General features: G+C 67.0%; 25 protein-coding genes. 14 read left to right on the plus strand and 11 right to left on the minus strand.

Features of this window, described 5'->3' with window-relative positions; translation table 11 throughout:
- Positions 1-39: 39 nt before the first annotated feature.
- Both pyrE and LPB260_RS21160 read left to right on the plus strand, forming a co-directional pair.
- Positions 40-681 (plus strand): orotate phosphoribosyltransferase, encoded by a 642-nt coding sequence (gene pyrE, locus LPB260_RS21155; protein ID WP_208707837.1) that lies wholly within the window; start codon positions 40-42, stop codon positions 679-681.
- Positions 682-706: 25 nt separating this feature from the next.
- Positions 707-1300, plus strand: coding sequence for a DUF4124 domain-containing protein (locus LPB260_RS21160; protein WP_208707838.1), 594 nt, complete (start codon positions 707-709; stop codon positions 1298-1300).
- A 35-nt stretch (positions 1301-1335) separates the two neighbouring features.
- Here the strand turns inward: LPB260_RS21160 and argB are convergent, their stop codons facing one another.
- The 4 genes from argB to coaBC form a co-directional block, all read right to left on the minus strand.
- On the minus strand, positions 1336-2241 hold the full coding sequence (gene argB, locus LPB260_RS21165) for an acetylglutamate kinase (protein WP_208707839.1): 906 nt from the start codon (positions 2239-2241) through the stop codon (positions 1336-1338).
- Positions 2242-2268: 27 nt separating this feature from the next.
- Entirely contained in the window at positions 2269-3663 is a 1395-nt protein-coding gene (gene algC, locus LPB260_RS28930) for a phosphomannomutase/phosphoglucomutase (RefSeq protein ID WP_218281542.1), read from the minus strand.
- Between the two features lie 1249 nt (positions 3664-4912).
- A complete protein-coding gene (gene dut, locus LPB260_RS21175) occupies positions 4913-5368 on the minus strand; it encodes a dUTP diphosphatase (RefSeq protein WP_208707841.1) in 456 nt (151 codons plus the stop codon).
- A gap of 29 nt (positions 5369-5397) precedes the next feature.
- The gene (gene coaBC, locus LPB260_RS21180; protein ID WP_208707842.1) at positions 5398-6606 is read right to left on the minus strand and encodes a bifunctional phosphopantothenoylcysteine decarboxylase/phosphopantothenate--cysteine ligase CoaBC; all 1209 of its coding nucleotides are present in this window, start codon (positions 6604-6606) and stop codon (positions 5398-5400) included.
- 137 nt (positions 6607-6743) lie between these two features.
- Between coaBC and radC the strand changes: the two genes are divergently transcribed.
- The 3 genes from radC to rpmG all read left to right on the plus strand — a co-directional run bounded on the left by radC (position 6744) and on the right by rpmG (position 8100).
- Positions 6744-7418, plus strand: coding sequence for a DNA repair protein RadC (gene radC, locus LPB260_RS21185; protein ID WP_208707843.1), 675 nt, complete (start codon positions 6744-6746; stop codon positions 7416-7418).
- Between the two features lie 279 nt (positions 7419-7697).
- The gene (gene rpmB, locus LPB260_RS21190) at positions 7698-7934 is read left to right on the plus strand and encodes a 50S ribosomal protein L28 (protein ID WP_003242523.1); all 237 of its coding nucleotides are present in this window, start codon (positions 7698-7700) and stop codon (positions 7932-7934) included.
- A 10-nt stretch (positions 7935-7944) separates the two neighbouring features.
- Entirely contained in the window at positions 7945-8100 is a 156-nt protein-coding gene (gene rpmG, locus LPB260_RS21195; RefSeq protein WP_003464575.1) for a 50S ribosomal protein L33, read from the plus strand.
- A 73-nt stretch (positions 8101-8173) separates the two neighbouring features.
- Here the strand turns inward: rpmG and LPB260_RS21200 are convergent, their stop codons facing one another.
- The 3 genes from LPB260_RS21200 to LPB260_RS21210 all read right to left on the minus strand — a co-directional run bounded on the left by LPB260_RS21200 (position 8174) and on the right by LPB260_RS21210 (position 10975).
- Positions 8174-9205, minus strand: a complete 1032-nt coding sequence (locus LPB260_RS21200; protein WP_371926114.1) for a haloalkane dehalogenase — start codon at positions 9203-9205, stop codon at positions 8174-8176.
- A gap of 70 nt (positions 9206-9275) precedes the next feature.
- A complete protein-coding gene (locus tag LPB260_RS21205) occupies positions 9276-9641 on the minus strand; it encodes a cupin domain-containing protein (protein ID WP_208707844.1) in 366 nt (121 codons plus the stop codon).
- 20 nt (positions 9642-9661) lie between these two features.
- Positions 9662-10975, minus strand: a complete 1314-nt coding sequence (locus LPB260_RS21210; RefSeq protein WP_208710086.1) for an aspartate aminotransferase family protein — start codon at positions 10973-10975, stop codon at positions 9662-9664.
- 257 nt (positions 10976-11232) lie between these two features.
- On the opposite strand from LPB260_RS21210, the gene LPB260_RS21215 reads away from it, so the two are divergent.
- Together LPB260_RS21215 and LPB260_RS21220 are read left to right on the plus strand one after the other, a co-directional pair.
- Positions 11233-12726: an aldehyde dehydrogenase gene (locus tag LPB260_RS21215; protein ID WP_208707845.1), complete on the plus strand. Its 1494-nt coding sequence runs from the start codon at positions 11233-11235 to the stop codon at positions 12724-12726.
- 142 nt (positions 12727-12868) lie between these two features.
- Positions 12869-14029, plus strand: coding sequence for an MFS transporter (locus LPB260_RS21220; protein WP_208707846.1), 1161 nt, complete (start codon positions 12869-12871; stop codon positions 14027-14029).
- On the opposite strand, the gene LPB260_RS21225 is transcribed toward LPB260_RS21220, so the two are convergent.
- Positions 14026-15456 carry a PLP-dependent aminotransferase family protein gene (locus tag LPB260_RS21225; RefSeq protein ID WP_208707847.1) on the minus strand — a complete coding sequence of 477 codons (1431 nt, stop codon included), beginning with the start codon at positions 15454-15456 and terminating at the stop codon, positions 14026-14028. The two genes, LPB260_RS21220 and LPB260_RS21225, sit on opposite strands and share 4 nt — an antisense overlap.
- A gap of 192 nt (positions 15457-15648) precedes the next feature.
- Here LPB260_RS21225 and LPB260_RS21230 point away from each other — a divergent pair, with 192 nt between their 5' ends.
- On the plus strand, positions 15649-15891 hold the full coding sequence (locus tag LPB260_RS21230; protein WP_208710087.1) for a DUF1127 domain-containing protein: 243 nt from the start codon (positions 15649-15651) through the stop codon (positions 15889-15891).
- A gap of 49 nt (positions 15892-15940) precedes the next feature.
- Here LPB260_RS21230 and LPB260_RS21235 read toward each other — a convergent pair whose 3' ends face one another.
- On the minus strand, positions 15941-17254 hold the full coding sequence (locus LPB260_RS21235) for an FAD-binding oxidoreductase (protein WP_208707848.1): 1314 nt from the start codon (positions 17252-17254) through the stop codon (positions 15941-15943).
- 176 nt (positions 17255-17430) lie between these two features.
- Between LPB260_RS21235 and LPB260_RS21240 the strand changes: the two genes are divergently transcribed.
- Complete coding sequence (locus tag LPB260_RS21240) at positions 17431-17784, plus strand: YkgJ family cysteine cluster protein (protein WP_208707849.1); 354 nt, start codon at positions 17431-17433, stop codon at positions 17782-17784.
- Positions 17785-17793: 9 nt separating this feature from the next.
- On the opposite strand, the gene dadR is transcribed toward LPB260_RS21240, so the two are convergent.
- Complete coding sequence (gene dadR / locus LPB260_RS21245) at positions 17794-18282, minus strand: transcriptional regulator DadR (protein ID WP_159972404.1); 489 nt, start codon at positions 18280-18282, stop codon at positions 17794-17796.
- A 155-nt stretch (positions 18283-18437) separates the two neighbouring features.
- On the opposite strand from dadR, the gene dadA reads away from it, so the two are divergent.
- From dadA to LPB260_RS21270, 5 genes are all read left to right on the plus strand, one after another.
- Positions 18438-19736 carry a D-amino acid dehydrogenase gene (gene dadA, locus LPB260_RS21250; protein WP_208707850.1) on the plus strand — a complete coding sequence of 433 codons (1299 nt, stop codon included), beginning with the start codon at positions 18438-18440 and terminating at the stop codon, positions 19734-19736.
- 193 nt (positions 19737-19929) lie between these two features.
- The gene (alr, locus tag LPB260_RS21255) at positions 19930-21003 is read left to right on the plus strand and encodes an alanine racemase (RefSeq protein ID WP_208707851.1); all 1074 of its coding nucleotides are present in this window, start codon (positions 19930-19932) and stop codon (positions 21001-21003) included.
- A 103-nt stretch (positions 21004-21106) separates the two neighbouring features.
- Entirely contained in the window at positions 21107-21655 is a 549-nt protein-coding gene (locus tag LPB260_RS21260) for a cupin domain-containing protein (RefSeq protein ID WP_208707852.1), read from the plus strand.
- Between the two features lie 123 nt (positions 21656-21778).
- Positions 21779-22195 (plus strand): cytochrome c5 family protein, encoded by a 417-nt coding sequence (locus LPB260_RS21265; RefSeq protein ID WP_208707853.1) that lies wholly within the window; start codon positions 21779-21781, stop codon positions 22193-22195.
- Positions 22196-22322: 127 nt separating this feature from the next.
- The gene (locus tag LPB260_RS21270) at positions 22323-24458 is read left to right on the plus strand and encodes an acetyl-CoA hydrolase/transferase C-terminal domain-containing protein (RefSeq protein ID WP_208707854.1); all 2136 of its coding nucleotides are present in this window, start codon (positions 22323-22325) and stop codon (positions 24456-24458) included.
- Here the strand turns inward: LPB260_RS21270 and LPB260_RS21275 are convergent.
- On the minus strand, positions 24442-25014 hold the full coding sequence (locus tag LPB260_RS21275; RefSeq protein ID WP_208707855.1) for a xanthine phosphoribosyltransferase: 573 nt from the start codon (positions 25012-25014) through the stop codon (positions 24442-24444). The genes LPB260_RS21270 and LPB260_RS21275 overlap by 17 nt on opposite strands.
- Between the last annotated feature and the right edge of the window lie 5 nt (positions 25015-25019).

Consider the following 25019-nt stretch of genomic DNA (forward strand, 5'->3'; position numbering starts at 1 on the left):
CTAAATTCCTAGCCAAATCCGTGCCGTCCGGGACTTTCCATGCAAGCGTACCAGCGCGAATTCATTCGTTTTGCCATCGAGCGCGGGGTGCTGCGCTTCGGTGAGTTCACCCTCAAGTCCGGGCGCACCAGCCCTTATTTCTTCAACGCCGGGCTGTTCGACAGCGGTCTGGCGCTGGCCCAGCTCGGGCGGTTCTATGCGGCGGCGGTGGTCGATAGCGGGATTCCCTTCGACGTGCTGTTCGGTCCGGCGTACAAGGGTATCCCCCTGGCGGCGACCACTGCGGTGGCCCTGGCCGAGCACCATCAACGCGATCTGCCCTGGTGTTTCAATCGCAAGGAAGCCAAGGACCATGGCGAGGGCGGCACCCTGGTCGGTGCGCCGCTGGCCGGCAAGGTGCTGATCATCGACGATGTGATCACCGCCGGCACCGCCATCCGCGAGGTGATGCAGATCATTCGCGCCCAGGGCGCCGAGGCCGCCGGGGTGCTGATCGCGCTGAACCGCCAGGAGCGCGGCCAGGGCCAGTTGTCGGCGATCCAGGAGGTCGAGCGCGACTTCGGCATGCCGGTAGTGAGTATCGTGTCACTGCAACAGGTGCTTGAATATCTGGCAGGCGATGCGCAACTCAAGCAGTATCTACCGGCAGTTGAGGCGTATCGCGCCGAATATGGAATCTAACCTGCGCACATAGGGTGTTGCTTCGATGCCAAGACTGGTCGTGACGCGTTGCCTGCTGCTCCTCGGACTGGCGCAGCCGCTGGCGGTAGGTGCTGCCGAGTTCTATCGCTATGTCAACGATCAGGGTGTCACGGTGCTCAGCCGTCAGGGCGTGCCGCCGGAATTCATCGCCAAGGGCTACCAGGTGCTGAATGAGCAGGGGCGGGTCATCCAGGTGGTGCCGCCGGCACCGAGCGCCGAGGAGCGCCGGCGCCTACTCGCCGAGAAGGCTCGCGCCGGCACCGATGCGCAGCTGCTGCGCCTGTATACCAGTCCCGAGGATGTCGATCGGGCCCTCGGGCGCAAGCTGGCTGAGCTGGATGCCCTGATTGGTGTGGCCCGCGGCAACCTGCAGTCGGCGCGCACCCAGCAGGGCAACCTGCAGAGCCAGGCGGCCGAGCATGAGCGCGCCGGCCGAGAGGTGCCGGAGCACCTGATCATGCAGATCGACAACCAGATCGCCGAGCAGCAGCGGCTGAAGAAGGACATCGCCCGTTATCAGGACGCGCGCAAGCGGGCCCAGGCCAGCTTTGCCGCCGACCGGGCGCGCCTCAGCGAACTGCTGGGGGCACGCCCTTAACCCTCATTTAAGACTGGTCGGCCGCTGTCCTTGGCTCAGGGACGCTTGCGGTTGCAGATCAGGGTGCCGACGCCGCTGTCGGTGAAGATCTCCAGCAGTACCGCGTTGGGCACCCGACCGTCGATGATGTGCGCGCTGGTCACCCCGGCCTGCACCGCTTCCAGGGCGCAGCGGATCTTCGGCAGCATGCCGCCGTAGATGGTGCCGTCGGCGATCAGGCCGTCGACCTGCTGGGTGGTCAGTCCCGTCAGGACCTCACCCTGCTTGTCCATCAGCCCGGCGATATTGGTCAGCAGCATCAGCTTCTCGGCCTTCAGCGCCTCGGCGACCTTGCCAGCCACCAGGTCGGCGTTGATGTTGTAGGACTCGCCGTCGGCGCCGACGCCGATCGGCGCGATCACCGGGATGAAGTCGCCCTTGACCAGCATGTTCAGCAGGTCGGTGTTGATCCCGGTGACCTCGCCGACATGGCCAATGTCGATGATTTCCGGTTGGGTCATCTCCGGGGTCTGGCGGCTGACCTTGAGCTTCTTGGCGCGGATCAGCCCGGCATCCTTGCCGGTCAGGCCGATGGCGCTGCCGCCGTGCTGGTTGATTAGGTTGACGATGCTCTTGTTGACCTGGCCGCCAAGGACCATCTCCACCACGTCCATGGTGGCGGTGTCGGTGACACGCATGCCATCGATGAAATGGCTCTCGATCGACAGGCGCTTGAGCAGGTCGCCGATCTGCGGACCGCCGCCATGCACCACCACCGGGTTGATGCCGACCGCCTTCATCAGCACGATGTCGCGGGCGAAGCCTTCCTTGAGCTCTTCGCTCTCCATGGCGTTGCCGCCGTACTTGATCACCAGGGTCTTGCCGACGAAGCGGCGGATATAGGGCAGGGCTTCGGATAGAACCTTGGCCACCTGGGTGGCGGCATCACGCTCGAGGGTCATGCGGGACTCCAATGCTGAATCGCTCATTCAAAACGGTAGATTAATGTCGGCGGCAACGCGCTGCAGCTGGCCGCGGAACACGGCCTTGATGCGTTCCAGTTCCTGTTCGCTGTCGGCCTCGAAGCGCAAGACCAGCACCGGCGTGGTGTTGGAGGCGCGCACCAGGCCCCAGCCCTTGGGGTAGTCGACGCGCACGCCGTCGAGGCTGGTGATGTTGCCCTCGCCCCATACGCCGTCGCGCTGCAGGCTGTCGATCAGGCCGAACTTGCTCTGTTCGGTGACCTGGATGTTGATCTCCGGGGTCGAGATGTCGCTGGGGAAGGCGGCGAATACCTGCTCGGCGTCGCGCTTGTCCTGGCTGAGGATCTCCAGCAGGCGGGCGGCGGCATAGATGCCATCGTCGAAGCCGAACCAGCGCTCCTTGAAGAAGATGTGCCCGCTCATCTCGCCGGCCAGCAGGGCGCCGGTTTCCTTCATCTTCTTCTTGATCAGCGAGTGGCCGGTCTTCCACATCACCGGGCGACCGCCGTAGCCGCTGATCAGCGGGGTCAGGCGGCGGGTGCATTTGACGTCGAAGATGATGTCGGCGCCGGGGTTGCGCGACACCACGTCCTTGGCGAACAGCATCAGCAGGCGGTCGGGGTAGACGATGGTGCCGGTGTTGGTCACCACGCCGACACGGTCGCCGTCGCCGTCGAAGGCCAGGCCGACATCGGCCTGCTCTTCCTTCACCTTGGCGATCAGGTCGACCAGGTTCTCGGGCTTGCCCGGGTCCGGGTGATGGTTGGGGAAGGTGCCGTCCACCTCGCAGTACAGCGGGATCACCGTGCAGCCGAGGGCCTCGATGAGCTGCGGGGCGATCACCCCGGCGGCGCCGTTGCCGCAGTCGACCACCACCTTCAGAGGCTTGGCCAGGGCGATGTCGTCGCGGATCTGGCGGAAGTAGCGTTGCAGCACCTCGACCTGCTCGACCGTGCCGACGCCGTTGGCCAGGTCGTTGTTGTCGATGCGCGTCTTGAGCGCCTGGATCTGCTCGTTGGCCAGGGTGTCGCCGGCGATGACGATCTTGAAGCCGTTGTAGTCCGGCGGATTGTGGCTGCCGGTGAGCATCACCGCGGACTTGCCGCTGAGTACGTGGGCGGCGTAGTACACCACCGGGGTCGGCACCATGCCGACGTCGCTGACGTTGCAGCCGCAGTCCAGCAGGCCCTGAATCAGTTGCTGCATCAGTTCCGGCCCGGACAGGCGGCCGTCACGACCCACGGCGATATTGGCTTCGCCCTGCGCCAGGCTCTGTGAGCCAATCGCCCGACCGACCCAGTAGGCGGTCTCGGCGGTCAGGCTGCTGCCGACCACGCCACGGATGTCGTAGGCGCGGAAGATATCGGCGGGGAGGGTCGGGGCGGTTTGCGGAGTACTCATTGCGGGTGTCTGCTCCAGTCCCAGGAGATCCTGGTCGTCGTCGAGAATGTCGATATCGAGGATATCGGTGTCTTGAAACAGCGGATCGACCAGATCCGCCGGCGTGTGGGCTGCCGTCGCGGCAGTCGCGGAGGGGGCGCCCTGGGGGCGCTCTTTTGCCGCTGTGCCCTGCGCCCCCTCATGGGTACGGCGCGGCATGCGGGCCAGGGTCTGGGCCAGGCCGTCCAGTGCCGGCAGGCTCAGGCTGAAGGCTTTGACGGCCTTGCCAGCCGAGAGTTCGCCGACCAGGTAGCCGAGCTGCCGGACGTCGGCGCGCAGGCGGCGTTGCAGGCCGCTGTGCAGCATGAACAGGCCGGTGATGGCGCCGGCCCAGGCCAGCAAGGCAGCCAGGGCAAGCAGTGGCAGGGAAACGTGCGCTGGTTCGAGGGCCTGTCCAGGGGTAAAGCTGAGCTTCCAGTTGCGGTTGCCGCTGTCGAAGCTCTGTCCGGTGCCCTGGGCCTGGCCGCGCTGGGCCAGCAGCTGTGGGGCAGCACCGCTGAAGTGCTGGAACAGCTGCAACTGGCCGACCTCGGTGGGCAGCGGCGGCAGGCTGCTCAGCAGGTGGTTGAGGTCGAACGCCAGCAGCAGGGTGCCCTGCAGCGGCTGGTCGTCGCTCAGGCGCACCGGCGCGACGCTGTACACCAGCCAGCGGTCGCCGACCTTGTAGGCTTCCGGTGCGGGCGTCTGGCCGTTCTCAGCCCGGCGCAGCAGGTCCAGGGCGGCGAAGTTCATCGGCGCGTCGTGCTGCATGTCCTGGGTTGCCTGGCCGCGACCATTGAGATGGGCGTCGATCACGCCGCCCCAGTGGCGCAGGTCGCGCTCGGCGGCGCGAATCCGCTCCGGCTCCTGGCTCTGCAGGGCTTCCAGCAGGCTGGGGTTGCGCGCGGCGCTGTGGGTGTCGCCGGCCAGCCGGATCAGCGCCTGGCGCAGCGCCGCGGCCTGCCCGTCGCCCCAGGCCTGGACCAGTTGCTGTTGATGCTGCTGGGCGCTGCCCTGTAGGCCGAACCAGAGCAGTCCTGCGGCCAGGACCACGCCGACCGTGCTGGCCAGCAGGCCGGGCAGCAGTGCCCGCAGGGGCTGCCGGTTGGCATCGGCCGGCCTCTTCGCCGTCTTGCCGGACGAGGTGCCGGCGTGGGTGTCCTTGGCGGTGCGCTTGAAGAGTTTCATCGAAGGGCTCCTCGGCGGTTCATCCTGAAAGGGTTAAGTGCGTTCAATGGCTGCCCGAGTGGCCGAAGCCACCCGCGCCGCGCTGGCTCTCGTCGAACTCCTCGACCAGCTCGAAGTGCGCCTGCACCACCGGCACCAGGATCAGCTGGGCGATGCGCTCGCCGACGGCGATGGTGAAGGCGCTCTGGCCACGGTTCCAGCAGGAGACCATCAGTTCGCCCTGGTAGTCCGAGTCGATCAGGCCGACCAGATTGCCCAGCACGATGCCGTGCTTATGGCCGAGCCCCGAGCGTGGCAGGATCATCGCCGCCAGGCCCGGATCGCCGATGTAGATCGACAGGCCGGTGGGGATCAATACGGTCTGCCCGGGGCCCAGGATCAGGTCCTGCTCGAGCATGGCGCGCAGGTCGAGCCCGGCCGAGCCGGGCGTGGCGTACTGCGGCAGAGGGAACTGGTCGCCGAGGCGCGGGTCGAGAATCTTGGCTTGTAGGGCGTGCATGTCGGGCTCTGTGGTCGGTGATTGGGGCGTCAGGCGCGGGGCAGGCGCTCGGCGATGAAGGCCACCAGCTGGCGCGCGATCTTGCTCTTGCTGGTCTGGGCGAAGCCGTTCTGCTGCAGCTCGCGGTCGATCACCGTGATGGCGTTTTCCTCGCTGTTGAAGCCGATGCTCGGGTTGGCCACGTCATTGGCGACGATCAGGTCGAGGTTCTTGTCCTTGAGCTTGCGCGAGGCGTATTCCAGCAGGTTCTCGGTCTCGGCGGCGAAGCCGACGCTGAACGGGCGGTCGTCGCGGCGCGCCAGGGTGGCGAGGATATCCGGGTTGCGCACCATCTGCAGGAGCAGGCCGTCGCCGTTGGCCGGGTCCTTCTTCAGTTTGTGCTGGGCGACCACTTCCGGGCGGTAATCGGCGACGGCGGCGGCGGCGATCAGCAGGTCGCAGGGCATCGCGGCTTCGCAGGCGGCGAGCATGTCGCGGGCGCTGACCACGTCGATGCGCTGGACCCGGTCCGGTGTCGGCAGGTGCACCGGACCGCTGACCAGGGTGACCTTGGCGCCGGCTTCGACAGCCGCCTCGGCCAGGGCGAAGCCCATCTTGCCGGAGCTGTGGTTGGTGATGTAACGCACCGGATCGATGTTTTCCTGGGTCGGGCCGGCTGTGATCAGGACATGCATGCCGGTCAGCGACTGGCGCTCGAAGCAGTCGGCGGCGCACTGGGCCAGCTTCTCGGCTTCGAGCATGCGGCCGAGGCCGACGTCGCCGCAGGCCTGCTCGCCGGCAGCCGGGCCGAACAGGCGCAGGCCGCGCTCGGTGAGCGTGCGCGCATTGGTCTGGGTTGCCGGGTCGCGCCACATCGCCTGGTTCATCGCCGGCGCCAGGGCAACTACGGCATCGGTGGCCAGCACCAGGGTGGTCAGCAGGTCGTCAGCGACGCCCTGGGCCAGGCGGGCCATGAGGTCGGCGGTGGCCGGGGCGATCAGCACCAGGTCGGCCCAGCGGGCCAGTTCGATATGGCCCATGGCGGCCTCGGCGGCCGGGTCGAGCAGGTCCAGGTGCACCGGGTGGCCGGACAGCGCCTGCAGGGTCAGCGGGGTGATGAACTCGCGGCCGCCCTGGGTCATCACCACCCGTACTTCCGCGCCCTGATCCTTGAGGCGGCGGACCAGTTCGGCACTCTTGTAGGCGGCAATGCCTCCCCCCACGCCGACGATGATGCGTTTGCGATAAAGCCGCTGCATAGGCCTGCCTTTTATATGAGGTGGATGTGCGCCGCGGCGATGCCGCCTCCCCAGGCCGATCGCCGCGCAAAAAGATGGGCTACGATAGCACAGCGGCCGCAGCGGAGTAGCGGCGCCCAGCTCGACACGGAGGTGCGATGAGCATTCGCGACTGGCCCGCGGCGGAGCGTCCGCGGGAGAAACTGCTGGCCCTGGGGGCGGCTACCCTGAGCGACGCCGAACTGCTGGCGATCTTCCTGCGGACCGGTGTTGCCGGGCAGAGCGCGGTGGACCTGGCGCGCCATCTGCTTGGCGATTTCGGCGGCCTGCGAGCCCTGCTGCAGGCCGATCTGCCGGCCTTCAGTCGGCGCCTGGGGCTGGGGCCGGCGAAGTTCGCCCAGTTGCAGGCGGTGCTGGAAATGGCCCGCCGTCACCTGGCCGAACAGTTGCGGCGGGACTCGGCGCTGGAGAGTCCGCAGGCGGTGCGCGACTACCTCAAGGCGCTGTTGCGCCATGAGCCCCACGAGGTGTTCGGTTGCCTGTTCCTCGATGCCAGGCATCGGGTGCTGGCCTTCGAGGCGCTGTTCCACGGTTCCATCGACAGCGCCAGCGTCTACCCGCGCCAGGTGGTCAAACGCGCGCTGGCACACAATGCGGCGGCGCTGATCCTGACCCACAACCACCCCTCGGGCGTGGCCGAGCCGAGCCAGGCGGACCGCCTGCTGACCCGAAGATTGAAGGATGCGCTGGAGCTGGTGGATGTGCGGGTCCTCGACCACTTCATCGTTGGCGACGGCGAGCCGCTGTCTCTGGCGGAGTACGGCTGGTTGTAGGTCCGTCGGTGCGACGAGCGGTCGAGAGGCGTCGCGGCCCATGCCCGTGGCCGGATGGCGAGGATAGAGTGTTCGTGGAAAAACGCGGAAAATGCGTTTCGCCTTGTTGCTCCGGGGGGTTTCTGGTATAAAGCAGCGCTCTTTTCTAGGGGCCCGGTTGTTGCGCTTTCAGGTGTGACCGGTAAGACCCTCGAGAAACGCGGCGCAGAGCGCCAATGACACTGAGTTTAAGCGGCCAACCCATGCCGGGTTGGGCATGTGGTTTTAGAGGGCTGAGGCATGTCGAGAGTCTGTCAAGTTACCGGTAAGGGTCCGGTAACCGGGAACAACATTTCCCACGCAAACAACAAAACCCGTCGTCGTTTCCTGCCGAACCTGCAGCACCATCGCTTCTGGGTCGAGTCCGAGAAGCGCTTCGTGCGTCTGCGCGTATCTGCCAAGGGCATGCGCGTCATCGACAAGCGTGGCATTGACGTAGTGCTGGCCGAGCTGCGCGCTCGCGGCGAAAAGGTTTAAGGAGCAAATCATGCGCGAACTGATCCGTTTGGTGTCCAGTGCCGGTACCGGCCACTTCTACACCACCGACAAGAACAAACGCACCACCCCCGACAAGATCGAAATCAAGAAATTCGATCCGGTCGTGCGCAAGCACGTGATGTACAAGGAAGCCAAGATCAAGTAATTGATCCGCAACCTTGCCGAGAGAGCCCGCCTATATGGCGGGCTTTTTCTTGGTCGGATTTCGCTGCCGGCAATCAGCTCGTCGCGGCGATGAACTGCACCACAACCTCTGCGAGCCTTTCGCCCTGGTCTTCCTGCAGGAAGTGACCGCCATTGACGATGGTGATATGGGCTTGGCCCCGGGTGCCGGGAATCAGTTTCTGCATCAGCTTGTCACCGCCGGCGGTGATGGGGTCCGAGTCGCTGAAGGCGGTGAGGAATGGCTTCTGCCATTGCCGCAACTGGGTCCAGGCCTCGCGGTTCTTGGCGGCCGCCGGGTCGTCCGGGGTGATGGGCACCAGCAAGGGGAACTGGCGTGCGCCTTCCTTGTAGCGTTCTTCCGGGAAGGGGGCATCGTAGGCGTCGATGACGGCCTGGGGCAGCTCCGTGGTGGTGCCGCCCTTGATGACGCCGCCGGCCGGAAACACCGCTACTTCCTGGGAGAACTTCTGCCAGCTGCGGAACGCCGCGCCAGGATCGTGATCGCCCGTCGGCAGCATGGTGTTGGCGGCGACCACCCGGGCGAAGCGCGCGGGATTGTCCGCCACCAGGCGCAGGCCGATCAGTCCGCCCCAGTCCTGGCAGACCAGGGTGATGTCCGTGAGCTGCAGCTGCTCGAGCAGCGACTGCATCCAGTCCACGTGGCGCTGGTAGCTGTAGTCGGCGCGCCGGCTGGGTTTGTCGGAGCGACCGAAGCCCACCAGGTCGGGGGCAATCACGCGATGCCCGGCCGCCACCAGGATGGGGATCATTTTCCGGTACAGATAGCTCCAGGAAGGCTCGCCGTGCATCAGCAGCACGGGGGCCGCCGCGGCAGGCCCCTCGTCCAGGTAGTGCGCCCGCAACTGGCCACCTTCGGTGTCATCGACCATCAGGTAGTGCGGGGCAAAGGGGTATCCAGGCAGGTTGGCAAAGCAGGCCTCTGGCGTGCGCAGGAACTCCATGACGCGGTCCTCCTTAATTGTTGTCTGCGCATTCTGGGCGCCCCCGGTGTCGCCGGACAGTCCGCTGGACGCGCCGAATGCCGCGTCATCACCCGCACTGCTGCCGCTGGGGTATTGCCGCATCAACCGATCACCGCGTCGGCATAAAAAAGCCCGCACGAGGCGGGCCCAAGGCTGACGCATGACGGGGGGCTCAGGACTGGGCCTGTTCGAAGATGACGTAGACCTTGCGGCAGGTCTCCAGCACCTCCCAGGTGCCTGTGAACCCGGCGGGAATGACGAAGCGGTCGCCGGCGCGTACGGTCTTGGCGTTGCCGTCCGCATCGCGCAGCACGGACACGCCCTGGAGGATCTCGCAGTATTCGTGCTCGCTGTAGCTGACGCTCCACTGGCCCACCGCGCCTTCCCAGACGCCGGCGCTGAACTGGGCGCAGGGGCTGGCGTAGTGGTTGCGCACGCTCTGCTCGGGGTCACCCTTGAGGACCTTTTCCGGCGCCGGACGGTAGTGCTCGGCAGTGCTGTTGGCCTGGGCGAAATCGACGATCTGCTGGATAGTCATCGGCGTGTCCTTTGAACGGGTTATTGGGCCCTGCGGATCGAAGCGGCGAGCTTCTCCACCAGGGTGTCGATCTGGGTCTTCTCGACGATCAGCGGTGGCGACATGGCCAGGGTATCGCCGGTCACGCGGACCATCAGGCCGTCGTGGAAGCATTGCTCGAACACCTGATAGCCGCGCTTGCCGATGCCCTGGTCGCTGGGCGCGAGCTGCACCCCGCCGACCAGGCCGACGGCGCGGATGTCGATCACCTGGGGCAAATCGCGCAGGCTGAGCAGGGCATCCTGCCAGTAGTTCTCCAGCTCGATGGTCCGTTCGAACAGGCCTTCCTGCTGGTAGATGTCCAGGGTCGCCAGGGCCGCGGCGCAGGCCACGGGGTGGCCGGAATAGGTGTAGCCGTGGAACAGCTCGATGCCGTCCGGCCCTTGCATGAAGGCGTCATGGATCTTCTCGTCGACGAACACCGCGCCCATGGGGATGGCGCCGTTGGTCAGGCCCTTGGCGCAGGTGATGATGTCCGGGGTGACGCCCCAGCGCTGGGCGGCGAAGGCCTTGCCGACGCGACCGAAGCCGGTGATCACCTCATCGAAGATCAGCAGGATGCCGTGCTTGCGGGTGATCTCGCGCAGGCGCTGCAGGTAGCCCACCGGCGGCAGCACCACGCCGGCCGAGCCGGACATCGGCTCGACCATCACCGCGGCGATGTTCTCGGCGCCGTGCAGGGCCACCAGGCGCGCCAGCTCGTCGGCCTTGTCGACGCCGAACTCCGGCAGTCCCTTGCTGAAGGCATTGCGGGCGATATCCAGGGTGTGTGGCAGGTGGTCGACGCCGGGCAGCTGCAGGGCGAAGGCCTTGCGATTGTTGACCATGCCGCCGACCGAGATGCCGCCGAAGCCGACGCCGTGGTAGCCCAGCTCGCGGCCGATCAGGCGGGTGCGGGTGCCCTGGCCGATGGCGCGCTGGTAGGCCAGGGCGATCTTCAACGCGGTATCGGCCGACTCGGAACCGGAATTGGTGAAGAACAGCTTGTTCAGCCCGGCCGGGGCGATCTCGGCCAACCGGCTGGCCAGCTCGAAGGGCAGCGGGTGGCCCATCTGGAAGGTCGGGGCAAAGTCCAGGGTGGCGATCTGCCGGCTGACCGCTTCGCTGATTTCCCGACGACCGTGGCCGGCGTTGCAGCACCAAAGTCCGGCCGTGCCGTCCAATACCTGACGGCCGTCGTCACTGGTGAAATACATGCCGGCGGCGCTCTTCAACAGGCGCGGTCTGGCCTTGAACTGGCGGTTGGCGGTGAAGGGCATCCAGAAATCGTCGAGGCCGTGGGTTTTTCTGTTCATCTGCTGGTGGCTATCGGTGGTCATGCGGGTTGTCCGAGCGAGCGAGAGAGGAGCGTGGGAAAGTGATTTTGCCCAGTCTATGTTCGATATAATGAACATTACAAGAGGGTCGATGGCGGCTTTGTCAAAAATATTGAAAAGCTGTGGCCCTCTGGTTTAGTGTTGCCAGCAGGATTCGGCCCGCTCGGGCCTTGCAGAATTATTGACAGTGCGGGAGCCTGCTCCATCGCGCTTTTTACTGATAAGAGGATGCTTGCATGACTAGCCTGACTCGCGCCGACTGGGAACAACGCGCCAAGACCCTGAACATCGAAGGGCGTGCCTTCATCCACGGCGAATACCGCGGGGCGGCGTCCGCTGCGACCTTCGAGTGCATCAGCCCGGTGGATGGGCGCCTGCTGGCGAATGTCGCCAGCTGCGATGTGGCCGACGCCGAGCTGGCGGTGCAGGATGCCCGGGTGACCTTCGATTCCGGCGTCTGGTCGCGCCTGGCACCGGTCAAGCGCAAGGCCGTGATGATCCGCTTCGCCGACCTGATCGAGCAGCACGGCGAGGAGCTGGCCCTGCTGGAAACCCTCGACATGGGCAAGCCGATCAGCGACTCCCTGGGTATCGACGTCTCCAGCGCCGCCCGCGCCATTCGCTGGAGCGGCGAGGCGATCGACAAGATCTACGACGAGGTGGCCGCCACCCCGCATGACGAACTGGGCCTGGTGACCCGCGAGCCGATCGGCGTGGTCGCCGCCATCGTGCCGTGGAACTTCCCGCTGCTGATGAGCTGCTGGAAGCTCGGCCCGGCGCTGTCCACCGGCAACTCGGTGATCCTCAAGCCGTCCGAGAAGTCGCCGTTGACCGCCATCCGCCTGGCCCAGCTGGCCATCGACGCCGGCATCCCGGCCGGGGTGTTCAACGTGCTGCCGGGCTACGGCCACACTGTCGGCAAGGCCCTGGCCCTGCACATGGACGTCGACACCCTGGTGTTCACCGGCTCGACCAAGATCGCCAAGCAGCTGATGGTCTACGCCGGCGAGTCGAACATGAAGCGGGTGTGGCTGGAAGCCGGCGGCAAGAGCCCCAACATCGTCTTCGCCGACGCCCCGGACCTCAAGGCCGCCGCCGAAGCCGCGGCCGGCGCCATCGCCTTCAACCAGGGCGAGGTGTGCACCGCCGGCTCGCGCCTGCTGGTGGAAAACTCGATCAAGGAGCAGTTCGTGCCGCTGGTGGTCGAGGCGCTCAAGGCCTGGAAGCCGGGGCATCCGCTGGACCCGCAGACCAACGTCGGCGCTCTGGTCGATCAGCAGCAGCTCAATACCGTGCTCGGCTACATCGAGGCTGGCCAGGCCGACGGTGCCAAGCTGGTCGCCGGCGGCAAGCGCACCCTCGAGGAGACCGGCGGCGTGTATGTCGAGCCGACCATCTTCGATGGCGTGAGCAACGCGATGAAGATCGCCCGCGAGGAGATCTTCGGTCCGGTGCTCTCGGTGATCGGTTTCGCCGATGCCGAAGAAGCCGTGCGCATCGCCAACGACACGCCCTACGGCCTGGCGGCGGCGGTGTGGACCAGCAACCTGTCCAAGGCTCACCTGACCGCCAAGGCGCTGCGCGCCGGCAGCGTGTGGGTCAACCAGTACGATGGTGGCGACATGACCGCGCCGTTCGGCGGCTTCAAGCAGTCGGGCAACGGCCGCGACAAGTCGCTGCACGCGTTCGACAAGTACACCGAGCTGAAGGCCACCTGGATCAAGCTGTAAGCTCGGACTACGACGGGCGGGCAACCGCCTGAAGGTCCGCCCTTCGGGGCCGGCTCCGATGAGCCACACCTGCGGCCGGGTTCCCTTGGGAAGCCCGGCCGTTTCGTTTTCACCGGCCACGACGACAGGAAGGAGTCGGGTAATGCGTTGGGGTACCTATTTCGCCGTCTGTTCGGCGGTGATCAGCATCGGCCTGGCTCTCGGCGTGACCATGCCGCTGGTGTCGCTGCGCCTGGAGGGCTGGGGCTACGGCTCCTTCGCCATCGGCGTGATGGCGGCCACGCCGGCGGTAGGGGTACTGCTTGGAGCCTCGCTGGCCGGTCGCCTGGCCGGCTGGTTGGGCACCACCCGGCTGATGCAGGCGAGCCTGCTGTGCAGCGCGTTGTCGGTGGCCGTGCTGGCATTGCTGCAGGACTACGTTATCTGGCTGGTGCTGCGCCTGTTGATCGGCGTGGCCCTGACCCTGGTGTTCATCCTCGGCGAGAGCTGGATCAACCAGCTGGCGGTGGAGAAGTGGCGCGGCCGCCTGGTGGCGCTGTACGGCACCGGCTACGCCTTGAGCCAGCTCTGTGGGCCGCTGCTGTTGACCGCGCTGGGCACCGCCAGCGACCGCGGCTTCTGGGCCGGCACCGCGCTGCTGATCGGCGGCTCGCTGCTGCTGGTGGGGCGCAGCGGGGCGCCCCGGGTCGATGCGCAGAGCGCCTCGGGGCGGGGCCTGCCGGCCTTCTGCCGCAAGCTGCCGGCGATCGCCTGGGCGGTGATGCTGTTCGCCGCGTTCGAGGCGATGATGCTCACCCTGCTGCCGATCTACGGCCTGCGCCAGGGCTTCAGCCAGGAGGTGGCGCTGTTCATGGTCAGCGTGGTGGTGGTCGGCGATGCGGCTCTGCAGCTGCCGATCGGCCTGCTGGCCGACCGCTTGTCGCGGCGCAGCCTGTTCCGCGGTTGCGGGGTGATCCTGCTGGGTTCGAGCCTGGCGATTCCGCCGCTGCTGCACTCGCCGCTGATCTGGCCGCTGCTGGTGCTGTTCGGCGCCAGCGCCGGGGGGCTGTTCACCCTGTCGCTGATCCTCATCGGCGAGCGCTACCGCGACGACCAGCTGGTGCGCGCCAATGCCCATGTGGCGCAGCTGTGGGGCATCGGCTGCCTGCTCGGCCCGCTGGCCACCGGAGCGGCCAGCCAGTGGCTGAACAGCCATGCGCTACCCATGCTGATGGCCCTCGGCGCGGCGGTGTTCGTGGTGCTGGCCTGGCGCGACAGCGGCTTCGAATCACCACTCGCCACCGCGCCGGTGCGCGGCGACTAATCCGTCCGGCGCAGCTCCGCCAGCAGCTCGCCGGCAGCTGCGCCGACGCGGCGCACGGCCTCTTCGAGTTCCGTCGTCGCTGGCGCGGCATAGTTCAGGCGCAGGCAGTTACGGTACTTGCCGGCGGCCGAGAAGATGCTGCCCGGCGCGATCTGCACCTTGTGCGGCAGCAGGACGCGGTTGAGCTGCTGGCTGTCGAAGGCGCTGTCCAGCTCGACCCAGAGCATGAAGCCGCCATGGGGCTGGCTGACCCGCGTGCCGCCGGGAAAGTAGCGGCTGACCCAGTCGGTCATCCGGTTGCGGTTGCGCGCGTACTGGCTGCGCATGCGCCGCAGGTGCGGCTCGTAGTGCCCGGCGGCGATGAACTCGGCCAGGGCCAGCTGCGGCAGCTGTGCGGTCATGCCGGTGCCGATGTACTTGAGGTGGAGAATCTGCGGCTGGTAGCGCCCGGCCGCTATCCAGCCGACGCGCAGTCCCGGCACGAGGGTCTTGGAGAACGAACTGCAGAGCAGCACGCGGCCATCGACGTCGTAGGACTTGATGGTGCGCGGGCGCGGGTAGCTGTATGCCAGCTCGCCGTAGACATCGTCCTCGATGATCGCCACGTCGTAGCGCTGGGCCAGCGTCAGCAGGGCGCGCTTGTTGGCCTCCGGCATGATGTAGCCGAGCGGGTTGTTGCAGGTCGGGGTGAGCTGGATGGCCTTGATCGGCCACTGCTCGAGCGCCAGCTCCAGGGCGTCCAGGCTGATGCCGCTGAGCGGGTCGGTGGGCAGCTCCAGGGCCTTGATGCCGAAGCCCTTCAGGGCCTGCATCACGCCATGGAAGCTCGGCGAGTCGAGGGCGACGATGTCGCCGGCCTTGCAGGTCGCGCAGATCGCCGCCGATAACGCCTCATGGCCGCCGGTGGTGATGACGATCTCGTCGGGCGGGATCTGGCAGCCGGAATCGAGCATCAGCCGCGACACCTGCTCGCGCAGCTTGGGGTCGCCATGGATGCAGCCATAGCTCAAGCCTTCCATCGACTGGCGCCGGCTCAGGCGCGACAGCGAGCGCAGCAGGGGTTTCAGGGTCGGGCTGCTGATATCGGGAATGCCGCGGCCGAGCTGCAGGACGTCGCTGCCCGGGGGCAGGCTGATCAGCTCGAGAATGTTGTCCCATTGCGAGACGTCGACCGGTCGCTGCGGCGCGCGCCCGACCTGGGGCAGGGCGGGCGTGTGTCGGGACAGCGGGACGAAGTAGCCGGACTTGGGCCGTGGGGTGGCCAGGCCGTGATCTTCCAGGTGGCGATAGGCCTGCTGCACCGTGCTCAGGCTGACGCCATGCTCCACGCTCAGGGCGCGCACCGAGGGCAGGCGATCGCCCGGGCGGTAGAGGCCTTGCTCGATGCGCGCGCCGAGCAGTTCGGCGAGGTCAAGGTAGAGGGTCATGGTCGCTGCCTCGGGCTTTTTTGAATTCCGTGGGTTCTATCTAAAGCAATACAGATCCGTGAGAAAAACAGGATTCAGCCGTACCTGATTCTAGTCTGTATGGTGATTAAACGAAAACTCTGAATCTGTAATGATCTTCTCCCACCACGCATCATGATCTCCCACAAGGCTGGCGTATCGGAGAACATGATCATGGGCGGATTGAGCGATGTGAGGCTGACGCTTTCCCAGCAGGAGTTGTTGGCGGCGGGGGAGCCGCTGCGCCTGGTTCCGGCGCCTCAGGAGGGCCAGGCGCAAAGGCGCTGGAAGGCGTTCTGGCGACGCCTGAGCACCCGTCGCGCCCTGCTCGAGCTGGATGACGCGCAGTTGCGGGATATCGGCCTGACCCGCGCGCAGGCGCGGCAGGAAGCCCTGCGGCCGTTCTGGACGCTCTAGGGTGGCGCCCGTCTCGGCGCGGGCGTCGGCGCCCGCTTCGTTGCGGTGTCTAGGCCAGTTCCTTGAGCCGGTGCCAGAGCATGCCCAGGGCCAGCAGTGGCGAGCGCAGGTAGCGGCCGCCGGGGAAGGTCAGGTGCGGCACCTTGGCGAACAGCTCGAAGCCGCCGCCGGCCTGGCCGGCGATGGCCTCGGCGAGCAGCTTGCCGGCCAGGTGGGTGGCGTTGACCCCGTGACCGGAATAGGCCTGGGCGTAGAACACATTGGCCTGCTCCTTGAGCCGGCCGATCTGCGGCAGACGGTTGGCGCCGATGCCGATCATGCCGCCCCACTGGTAGTCGATCCGGACATCGCGCAGCTGCGGAAACACCTCGAGCATCTTCGGTCGCATGTAGCCGGCGATGTCCGCCGGGTCGCGTCCGGAGTAGTGGCAGGCGCCGCCGAACAGCAGGCGGCGATCGGCGGACAGGCGGTAGTAGTCGAGTGCCACGCGCTGGTCGCACAGGGCCATGTTGCGCGGAATCAGCGCCCTGGCCTGGTCTTCGGAGAGCGGCTCGGTGGCGATGATGTAGCTGCCGGCCGGCAGCACCTTGCCGCCCAGGGTGGGGTTCAGCTCGCCCAGGTAGGCGTTGCAGCCGAGCACCAGCTGGGCGGCGCGCACCGTGCCGTGGGCGGTGTGCACCTTGACCTCGCGGCCGTAGTCGATGCGCGTCACCGGCGAGTTCTCGAACAGCTGCACCCCCAGGGCCTGCGCCGCGGCGGCCTCGCCGAGGGCCAGGTTGAGCGGGTGCAGGTGCCCCGAACCCATGTCGATCAGGCCGCCGACATAGCGGCTGGAGCCGACCACCTCATGCACCTGCTCGGCCTGCAGCAGGCGCAGTTCGTGGCGGTAGCCGAGAGACCTGAGCTCTTCCAGATCCTCGGCGAAGGCGGCCAGGTGGCTGGGCTTGTTGGCCAGGTCGCAGTAGCCCCAGGTCAGGTCGCAGTCGATGGCGAAGCGCTCGACGCGTTGGCGGACCAGTTCCACCGCCTCCAGGCCCATCAGCTTGAGCCGGCGCACGCCGTCGACGCCGATCACCGGCGCGAACTGCTCGACCCCGTGGCCGACTCCGCGGATCAGCTGGCCGCCGTTGCGGCCGCTGGCGCCCCAGCCGATCTTGCGCGCTTCCAGCAGCACCACCGAGAAGCCCTTGTCGGCCAGCTCGATGGCGGTGTTCAACCCCGAGAAGCCGCCGCCGACCACGCAGACGTCGGCCCGCAGCTCGCCGCCCAGGGGCGGGAAGTCGAGCTGGCGATTGGTGCTGGCGGCGTAGTAGGAGGCGGCATGCTGGGTGCTGTGCACGGGCTGGCGAACGCGGGCGTTCATGTGTGAAATCCTGATTTTTGTGTTTGGAAAATTTTACGAAGGATAAGCGCGGTTTCCGTCCGGCGCCAAGGGGCAGGGGCAAAAAACTGGACTCTGGTCGGCAAATCAGCCGAGCGGGCAGCCTCCAGGGACAACCGGGGGTAAGATGCGCGGATTTTCTCCCGGACCCTTCTGCGATGAGCTGCACCAGCCGCAAGATCGACTACCTGCGTTTGCAGATTCCCTCGTTCACCTGCGAGCCGGGCTGCCACGACTGCTGTGGCCCGGTGACGGCCTCAAGCGAGGAGATGGCGCGGCTGCCGGTCAAGAGCGTTGCCGAGCACGACGCCGCGCTGGCCGAGTTCAACTGCGTGCACCTCGGCCCCCAGGGCTGCCAGGTGTACGACCAGCGACCGTTGATCTGCCGCTTGTTCGGCACCACCCCGAGCCTGCCCTGTCCGCGCGGCCGCGGGCCGGAGCAGCCGACCGAGGCCGCCGTCGAGCGTCAGGTCCACCGGCTGATCGCCAGTACCCGTCAGGTGCTGGTCTGAGCGTGCCGGCTATTCCGGCACCGGCAGGGCCAGGGACTCCTTCACTTCTTCCATGACGATATAGCTCTTCGATTCCCGCACATGGGGCAGCTTGAGCAGGATGTCGCCGAGCAGCTTGCGGTAGCTGGCCATCTCGTTGATCCGCGCCTTGACCAGGTAGTCGAAGTCGCCGGACACCAGGTGGCATTCCAGCACGTGGGGCAGCTTGAGCACCGCGCGGCGGAACTCCTCGAAGGTGTCGCCGGACTTGTAGTCCAGGCTGATCTCGACGAACACCAGCAGGCTGGCCTTGAGGTTCTGCGGGTTGAGGCGCGCGTGGTAGCCCATGATGATGCCCTCGCGCTCCAGGCGCCGCACCCGCTCGGTGCAGGGCGTGGTGGACAGGCCGACGCGCTCGCCCAGCTCGGTGAAGGAGATGCGCCCGTCCTCCTGGAGGATGCGCAGGATGTTGCGGTCGATCTTGTCCAGCTCGCGCCGGCTCTGGTGCTGGGTGCGCATGGTGGATGCCCCTCCGTGAAAGTGGTTTTTGCCGAGAAATCTCGCCAAATATAGTAGTCAATATAGTGAGAAACACTGGCTGCTGCTCAATATACTGCGCCCATCAACTCTCTGGACAACAAACGCCAGCGCATAGTCGCGGCGAGGAGTGAAGCATGCGGGTTCTGGTTCTGGGCAGCGGTGTCATCGGTACGGTCAGCGCGTACTACCTGGCTCGTCAGGGCTTCGAGGTGGTGGTGGTCGATCGCCAGCCCGCGCCGGCCATGGAGACCAGCTTCGCCAACGCCGGCCAGGTGTCGCCCGGCTATGCCTCGCCCTGGGCCGCGCCCGGCGTGCCGCTGAAGGCCATCAAGTGGCTGCTGCAGAAGCACGCACCGCTGGCGATCAAGGCCACCGCCGACATCGACCAGTACCTGTGGATGGCGCAGATGCTGCGCAACTGCACCGCCAGCCGCTACGCGGTGAACAAGGAGCGCATGGTGCGCCTGTCCGAGTACAGCCGCGACTGCCTCGACGAACTGCGCGCCGAAACCGGCATCGCCTACGAAGGCCGTCGCCTGGGTACCACCCAGCTGTTCCGCACCCAGGCCCAGGTGGACAACGCCGCCAAGGATATCGCCGTGCTGCAGCAGTCCGGCGTGCCCTTCGAGCTGCTTGATCGCGATGGCATCGCCCGCGCCGAACCGGCCCTGGCCCAGGTCAAGGACAAGCTGGCCGGCGCCCTGCGTCTGCCCAACGACCAGACCGGCGACTGCCAGGTGTTCACTACCAAGCTGGCCGAGATGGCCAAGCAGATGGGCGTCGAGTTCCGCTTCGGCCAGAACATCCAGCACCTGGACTTCGCCGGCGACCGGATCAACGGCGTGTGGATCGACGGCAAGCTGGAAACCGCCGACCGCTACGTGCTGGCCCTCGGCAGCTACAGCCCGCAGATGCTTAAGCCACTGGGTGTCCGTGCGCCGGTCTACCCGCTCAAGGGCTATTCGCTGACCGTGCCGATCGTCAACCCGGACATGGCGCCGGCCTCGACCATTCTCGACGAGACCTACAAGGTCGCCATCACCCGCTTCGACAACCGCATCCGGGTCGGCGGCATGGCCGAGATCGCCGGTTTCGACCTGAGCCTAAACCCGCGTCGGCGCGAGACCCTGGAGATGATCGTCGGCGATCTCTACCCCCAGGGCGGCGACCTGAGCCAGGTGGACTTCTGGACCGGCCTGCGCCCGGCGACCCCGGACGGCACGCCGATCGTCGGCGCCACCAGCTTCCGCAATTTGTTCCTCAACACCGGTCACGGCACACTGGGCTGGACCATGGCCTGCGGCTCCGGTCGCTTGCTCGCCGACCTGATGGCCAAGAAGCGTCCGCAGATCAGCCCCGAAGGCCTGGACATCTTCCGCTACAGCAACAAACAGGAGACGCCCAAGCACGGCAGTCCGGTGCCCGCGCACTGAGACCGGCCAGGCGTCGGGACCCGCATGTTCCCCATGGACAGGCGGGTCGAGATGATGGCGGCGGCAAGCGTCTGCGCCATCATGAGCGAATAGCCGTCGCGTTCCCTCGGCCACGAATGCGACGCACAATCCTGCTTGGCCCGGCTCTGCCGGGCTTTTTTATTCACCGTGCCCCGTTAGAAGTGTGAGAGCCATGCGTCCAGCCCGCGCCCTGATCGACCTGCAAGCCCTGCGTCACAACTACCAGTTGGCCCGCGAAGTCTCGGCCGCCAGGGCGCTGGCGGTGATCAAGGCCGATGCCTACGGGCATGGCGCGGTGCGTGTCGCCCAGGCGCTGGAGGAGCAGGCCGATGGCTTCGCCGTGGCCTGTATCGAGGAGGCCCTGCAGCTGCGCGAGGCCGGCATCCGCGCGCCGATCCTGCTGCTCGAGGGCTTCTTCGAGGCCGACGAACTGGCGCTGATCGAGCGGCACGAGCTGTGGTGCGTGGTGCATGCCCAGTGGCAGATCGAGGCGATCGAACGCAGCGCCCTGAGCAAGCCGCTGACCCTGTGGCTGAAGATGGACTCCGGGATGCACCGGGTCGGCCTGGCGCCGGCCGAGTATCAGGCGGCCTACCGCCGCCTGCTGGCCAGCGGCAAGGTCGGCAAGATCGTGCTGATGAGCCACTTCGCCCGGGCCGACGAGCTGGACTGTCCGCGCAGCGAAGAGCAGCTGGCGGTGTTCGAGCAGGCCCGTCAGGGCCTGGTGGCGGAAGTCAGCCTGCGCAACTCGCCGGCCGTGCTCGGCTGGCCCAACATCCCCAGCGACTGGGTACGCCCCGGCATCATGCTCTACGGCGCCACCCCGTTCGAGCAGGAGCAGGCGCTGGCCGCGCGCCTGCAGCCGGTGATGACCCTGGAATCGAAGATCATCAGCGTACGCGAGCTGCCGGCCGGCGAGCCGGTCGGCTACGGCGCCCGCTTCGTCACCGAACGGCCGACCCGGGTCGGGGTGGTCGCCATGGGTTATGCCGATGGCTATCCGCGGCACGCGCCGACCGGCACCCCGGTGACCATCGACGGTCAGCCCAGCCGCCTGATCGGCCGGGTGTCGATGGACATGCTCACCGTCGACCTCAGCGACCTGCCCCAGGCCGGCCTCGGCAGCCGGGTCGAGTTGTGGGGCAAGCAGGTGCTGGCCAGTGACGTGGCAATCCGCGCGGGCAGCATTCCCTACCAGCTGTTCTGCAACCTGCGTCGGGTGCCGCTGATCTACTCCGGGGATTGAACCGGGCGCCGGGCAGGATTTGCAACTGGACTGTTGTAAATACTGAACGCTGTTGCCATGATACGGGCACTCTTTCCGTATCTTCCCCAGGGGGACTCCAGCATTGGACGTCGGTGCACGACTGCAATCCATTCGCAAGCTCAAAGGCCTTTCCCAGCGTGAACTCGCCAAGCGCGCGGGCGTCACCAACAGCACCATTTCGATGATCGAGAAGAACAGCGTCAGTCCCTCGATCAGTTCGCTGAAGAAGGTGCTGGCCGGCATTCCCATGTCCCTGGTGGAGTTCTTTTCCCTGGAGATGGAGCAGGACGGTCACAGCCAGGTGGTCTACAAGGCCGGCGAGCTGATCGACATTTCCGATGGTGCGGTGACCATGAAGCTGGTCGGCAAGGCCCATCCCAGCCGCGCCCTGGCGTTCCTCGACGAGACCTATCCGATTGGCGCCGATACCGGCGACGAGATGTACACCCACGACGGCGAAGAGGCCGGGATACTGGTCGCGGGGCGTCTGGAGCTGACCGTGGGCGGCGAGGTGTTCATCCTCGAGCCAGGCGACAGCTACTACTTCGAGAGCAGCAAACCGCACCGATTCCGCAACCCGTTCGACGAGCCGGCGCGGCTGATCAGCGCCACCACCCCCGCGAATTTCTGACCGTTCGCCGCAATAACCCTGCGACAAACTGGGTTGTTTCGGCCCGGCGGCCTTCCCGTTATACTGTCGCCCGCTCGCGAAACCGTGGCCGCGGGCGTGACTAGCCACGATGAGGGTGTATCCGTGAACCTACTTAACAAGATGCTGCTGGCGCCTGCCGCCGTGTTGGCCCTGTGGGCAGTGACTGCTCAGGCCACGACCAATGACGAGATCGCCGAGCGCCTCAAGCCGGTCGGTGAAGTCTGCGTGATGGGCGAGGAGTGCAAGGGCGTCGAAGCGGTCGCGGCCTCCGCCGGCGGCGGTGCACGCACCGCTGACGATATCGTCGCCAAGAACTGCAGCGCCTGCCACAGCGCCGGCGTGCTGGGCGCGCCGAAGATCGGCGACACTGCCGCCTGGCAGGCGCGCGCCAGCAACGGTGTGGATGGCCTGCTGGCCAATGCCATCGCCGGTATCAACGCCATGCCGCCGAAAGGCACCTGTGGCGATTGCTCGGATGACGAGCTGCGCGCCGCCATCGAGAAGATGTCCGGCCTGTAAGGCCCGGCCGTCGTTCTCGCAAAGCCGCCTTCGGGCGGCTTTTTGCATTGTGCCGGTTGTAGTGCAGCAAAAGCCCGCGATCCATAGTCCAACCTGACATGCCAGGGATGCCGTCAGGAGTCGCCAGATGCCAGAAGTTTGTTCCATCGAGCAGGCCGTTGATCGCGTGCTCAGTGCGATCGATGGGCCGATCCATCTGGGCCTGCCCCTGGGCCTGGGCAAGCCGAACCGCTGGGTCAACGCCCTGTACGCGCGGGTCAGGCAGCAGCCGCAGCGCCAGCTGACTATCTACACCGCGCTGTGCCTGGGTCGCCCGCGCGCCACCCAGGAGCTGCAGCGACGCTTTCTCGAGCCCTTCGTCGAGCGCGTCTACGGCGACTATCCGGAGCTGGATTTTCTCGCCGACCTGCATGCCGACAGGCTGCCGGCCAATGTGCGCATCGAGCAGTTCTTCCTGCAGCCCGGCAGCCTGCTGGACTGCGCCTCGGCGCAGCAGGACTACAACAGCTGCAACTACAGCCAGGTCACCCGCGACCTCGATGCCAAGGGCATCAACCTGATCGCCCAGCTGGTCGCCCGTGACCCGCAGCGCCCAGGCTACTTCAGCCTGAGCTGCAACCCCGACATCACCCTCGACCTGCTGCCCTTGCTGGAGCGGCGTCGCGCGGCCGGCGAAACCATCCTCTGCCTGGCCCAGGTGCATGAGCACCTGCCCTATATGCCGGGGCCGGCGGAGGTCCCCCGCGAGTGCTTCGACCTGCTGTTGCAGGAGCCGGAGCGCAGCACCTTGTTCTCCACCCCGAACCTGCCGGTGAGCCTGCAGGACCAGTGCATCGGCCTGCATGCCAGCAGCCTGGTGCGCGACGGCGGCACCCTGCAGATCGGCATCGGTGCCATGGGCGACGGGTTGACCGCGGCGCTGCTGGCCCGGCATGTGGACAACGCGGCCTACCGGGCCGGACTCGAGGCCTTGCAGGGCGACGCCTGGGCCGCGCAGGTCGACGCGGTGGGCGGCCGAGAGCCCTTCGCCGAGGGCCTGTACGGCTGCAGCGAGATGTTCGTCAATGGCCTGCTGGCGCTGCTCGAGGCCGGTGTGCTGCGCCGGCGGGTCTACCCCGAGCTGCGCCTGCAGCAGCTGGCCAGCGCCGGTGCGCTGGATGGGGAAGGGCGGCCGCACAGCGTGCAGGCGCTGCTCGACGCCGGCCTGCCGGCCCGCCTGGATGCCGCCGGCCTAGCCTGGCTGCAGGGCAACGGCCTGCTGGGCGCAACCCTGCAGGTGCGCGACGAGCGCCTGCGCCTGGCCGATGGATGCGAGCTGTCGACCGACCTGCAGGACCCCTATACCCAGTCCGCGCTGCAGCCCCACCTGGGCTCGGCGCGCGGCGGCGTCCTGCTGCACGGCGGTTTCTTCCTCGGCCCCGCCGATTTCTATGAGCGCCTGCGCGGGCTGGCGCCCGAGCGCCTCGGGCAGATCGCCATGACCGGCATCGGCTACGTCAACCAGCTGTATGGCGAGGAGGCGCTCAAGCGCCTGCAGCGCCGCGATGCGCGCTTCGTCAACAGCGCGTTCTGCATGACCCTGCTGGGCGCCGGGGTGGCCGACCAGCTGGAGGATGGGCGAGTGCTCAGTGGCGTCGGCGGGCAGTACGACTTCGTCGCCCAGGCCCAGGCGCTGGACGGCGCGCGCTCGATCCTGCTGCTGCGCAGCTGGCGCGAGTCGGGCGGGCGGTTGAGCTCCAACATCGTATGGCGCTACGGCCATGTCACCATCCCCCGTCACCTGCGCGACCTAGTGGTGACCGAGTACGGCATCGCCGACCTGCGTGGCAAGACCGACGCCGAGGTGATCGAGGCGCTGCTGGGCATCAGCGATTCGCGCTTCCAGCCCGAGCTGATCGAGCAGGCGCAGCAGGCCGGCAAGCTGCCGCGGGACTTCCGCCTCGCCCCGCACTTGCGCGACAACCGCCCGGAGCGCCTGCAGGCCGTGCAGGCGCGCCATCCGCGGCTGTTCGACGAGTACCCGCTGGGCAGCGACTTCGGCCGCGAGGAGCGCGACCTGCTGCGGGCGCTGAACTGGCTGAAGGGCAAGTTCAAGCTCAGCGAGGCGCTGGAGCTGGGCAAGGCCGCCCTGGAGGCGCCGCCGCCGGCCGACTTCGCCCGTCACCTGGCGCGCATGGCCCTGGCGCAGCCGGATGGCTGGCGCGAGGAGCTGTACCAGCGCCTAGTGCTGGCCGGCCTGCACGCGACTATTCCAGAAAGCTGACGGTGCCGCCTGCCAGGGAGCTGATGCGTGCCAGGGACTCGACCCGGTAGCCGCGGGCGTCGAGGTCGGTGCGGCCGCTCTGGAAGGACTTCTCGATCACCACCCCGACCCCGGCAATGCTCGCGCCGGCCTGGCCGATCAGGTCGATCAGCGCCCGGGCGGCGTGGCCGTTGGCCAGGAAGTCGTCGATCAGCAATACATGGTCGTCGGCATTGAGGTGCTTGGCGGAGATGGCGATGGTGCTCTCGGTCTGCTTGGTGAAGGAGAACACCTTGGAGGTCAGCAGGTCGTCCTTGAGGGTCAGCGACTGGTACTTGCGGGCGAAGATCACCGGCACGCCCAGTTCCAGGCCGGCCATCACCGCCGGGGCGATGCCGGAGGCCTCGATGGTGACGATCTTGCTGATGCCCAGGCCGGCGAAGCGCCGGGCGAACTCATGGCCGATCTGCTGCATCAGCAGCGGGTCGATCTGGTGGTTGAGGAAGGCGTCGACCTTGAGCACCTGCTCGGAGAGTACGCTGCCTTCTTCGCGAATCTTCTGCTTCAGTGCTTCCACGCGGT

The sequence above is a fragment of the Pseudomonas sp. LPB0260 genome (genome assembly GCF_013388395.1).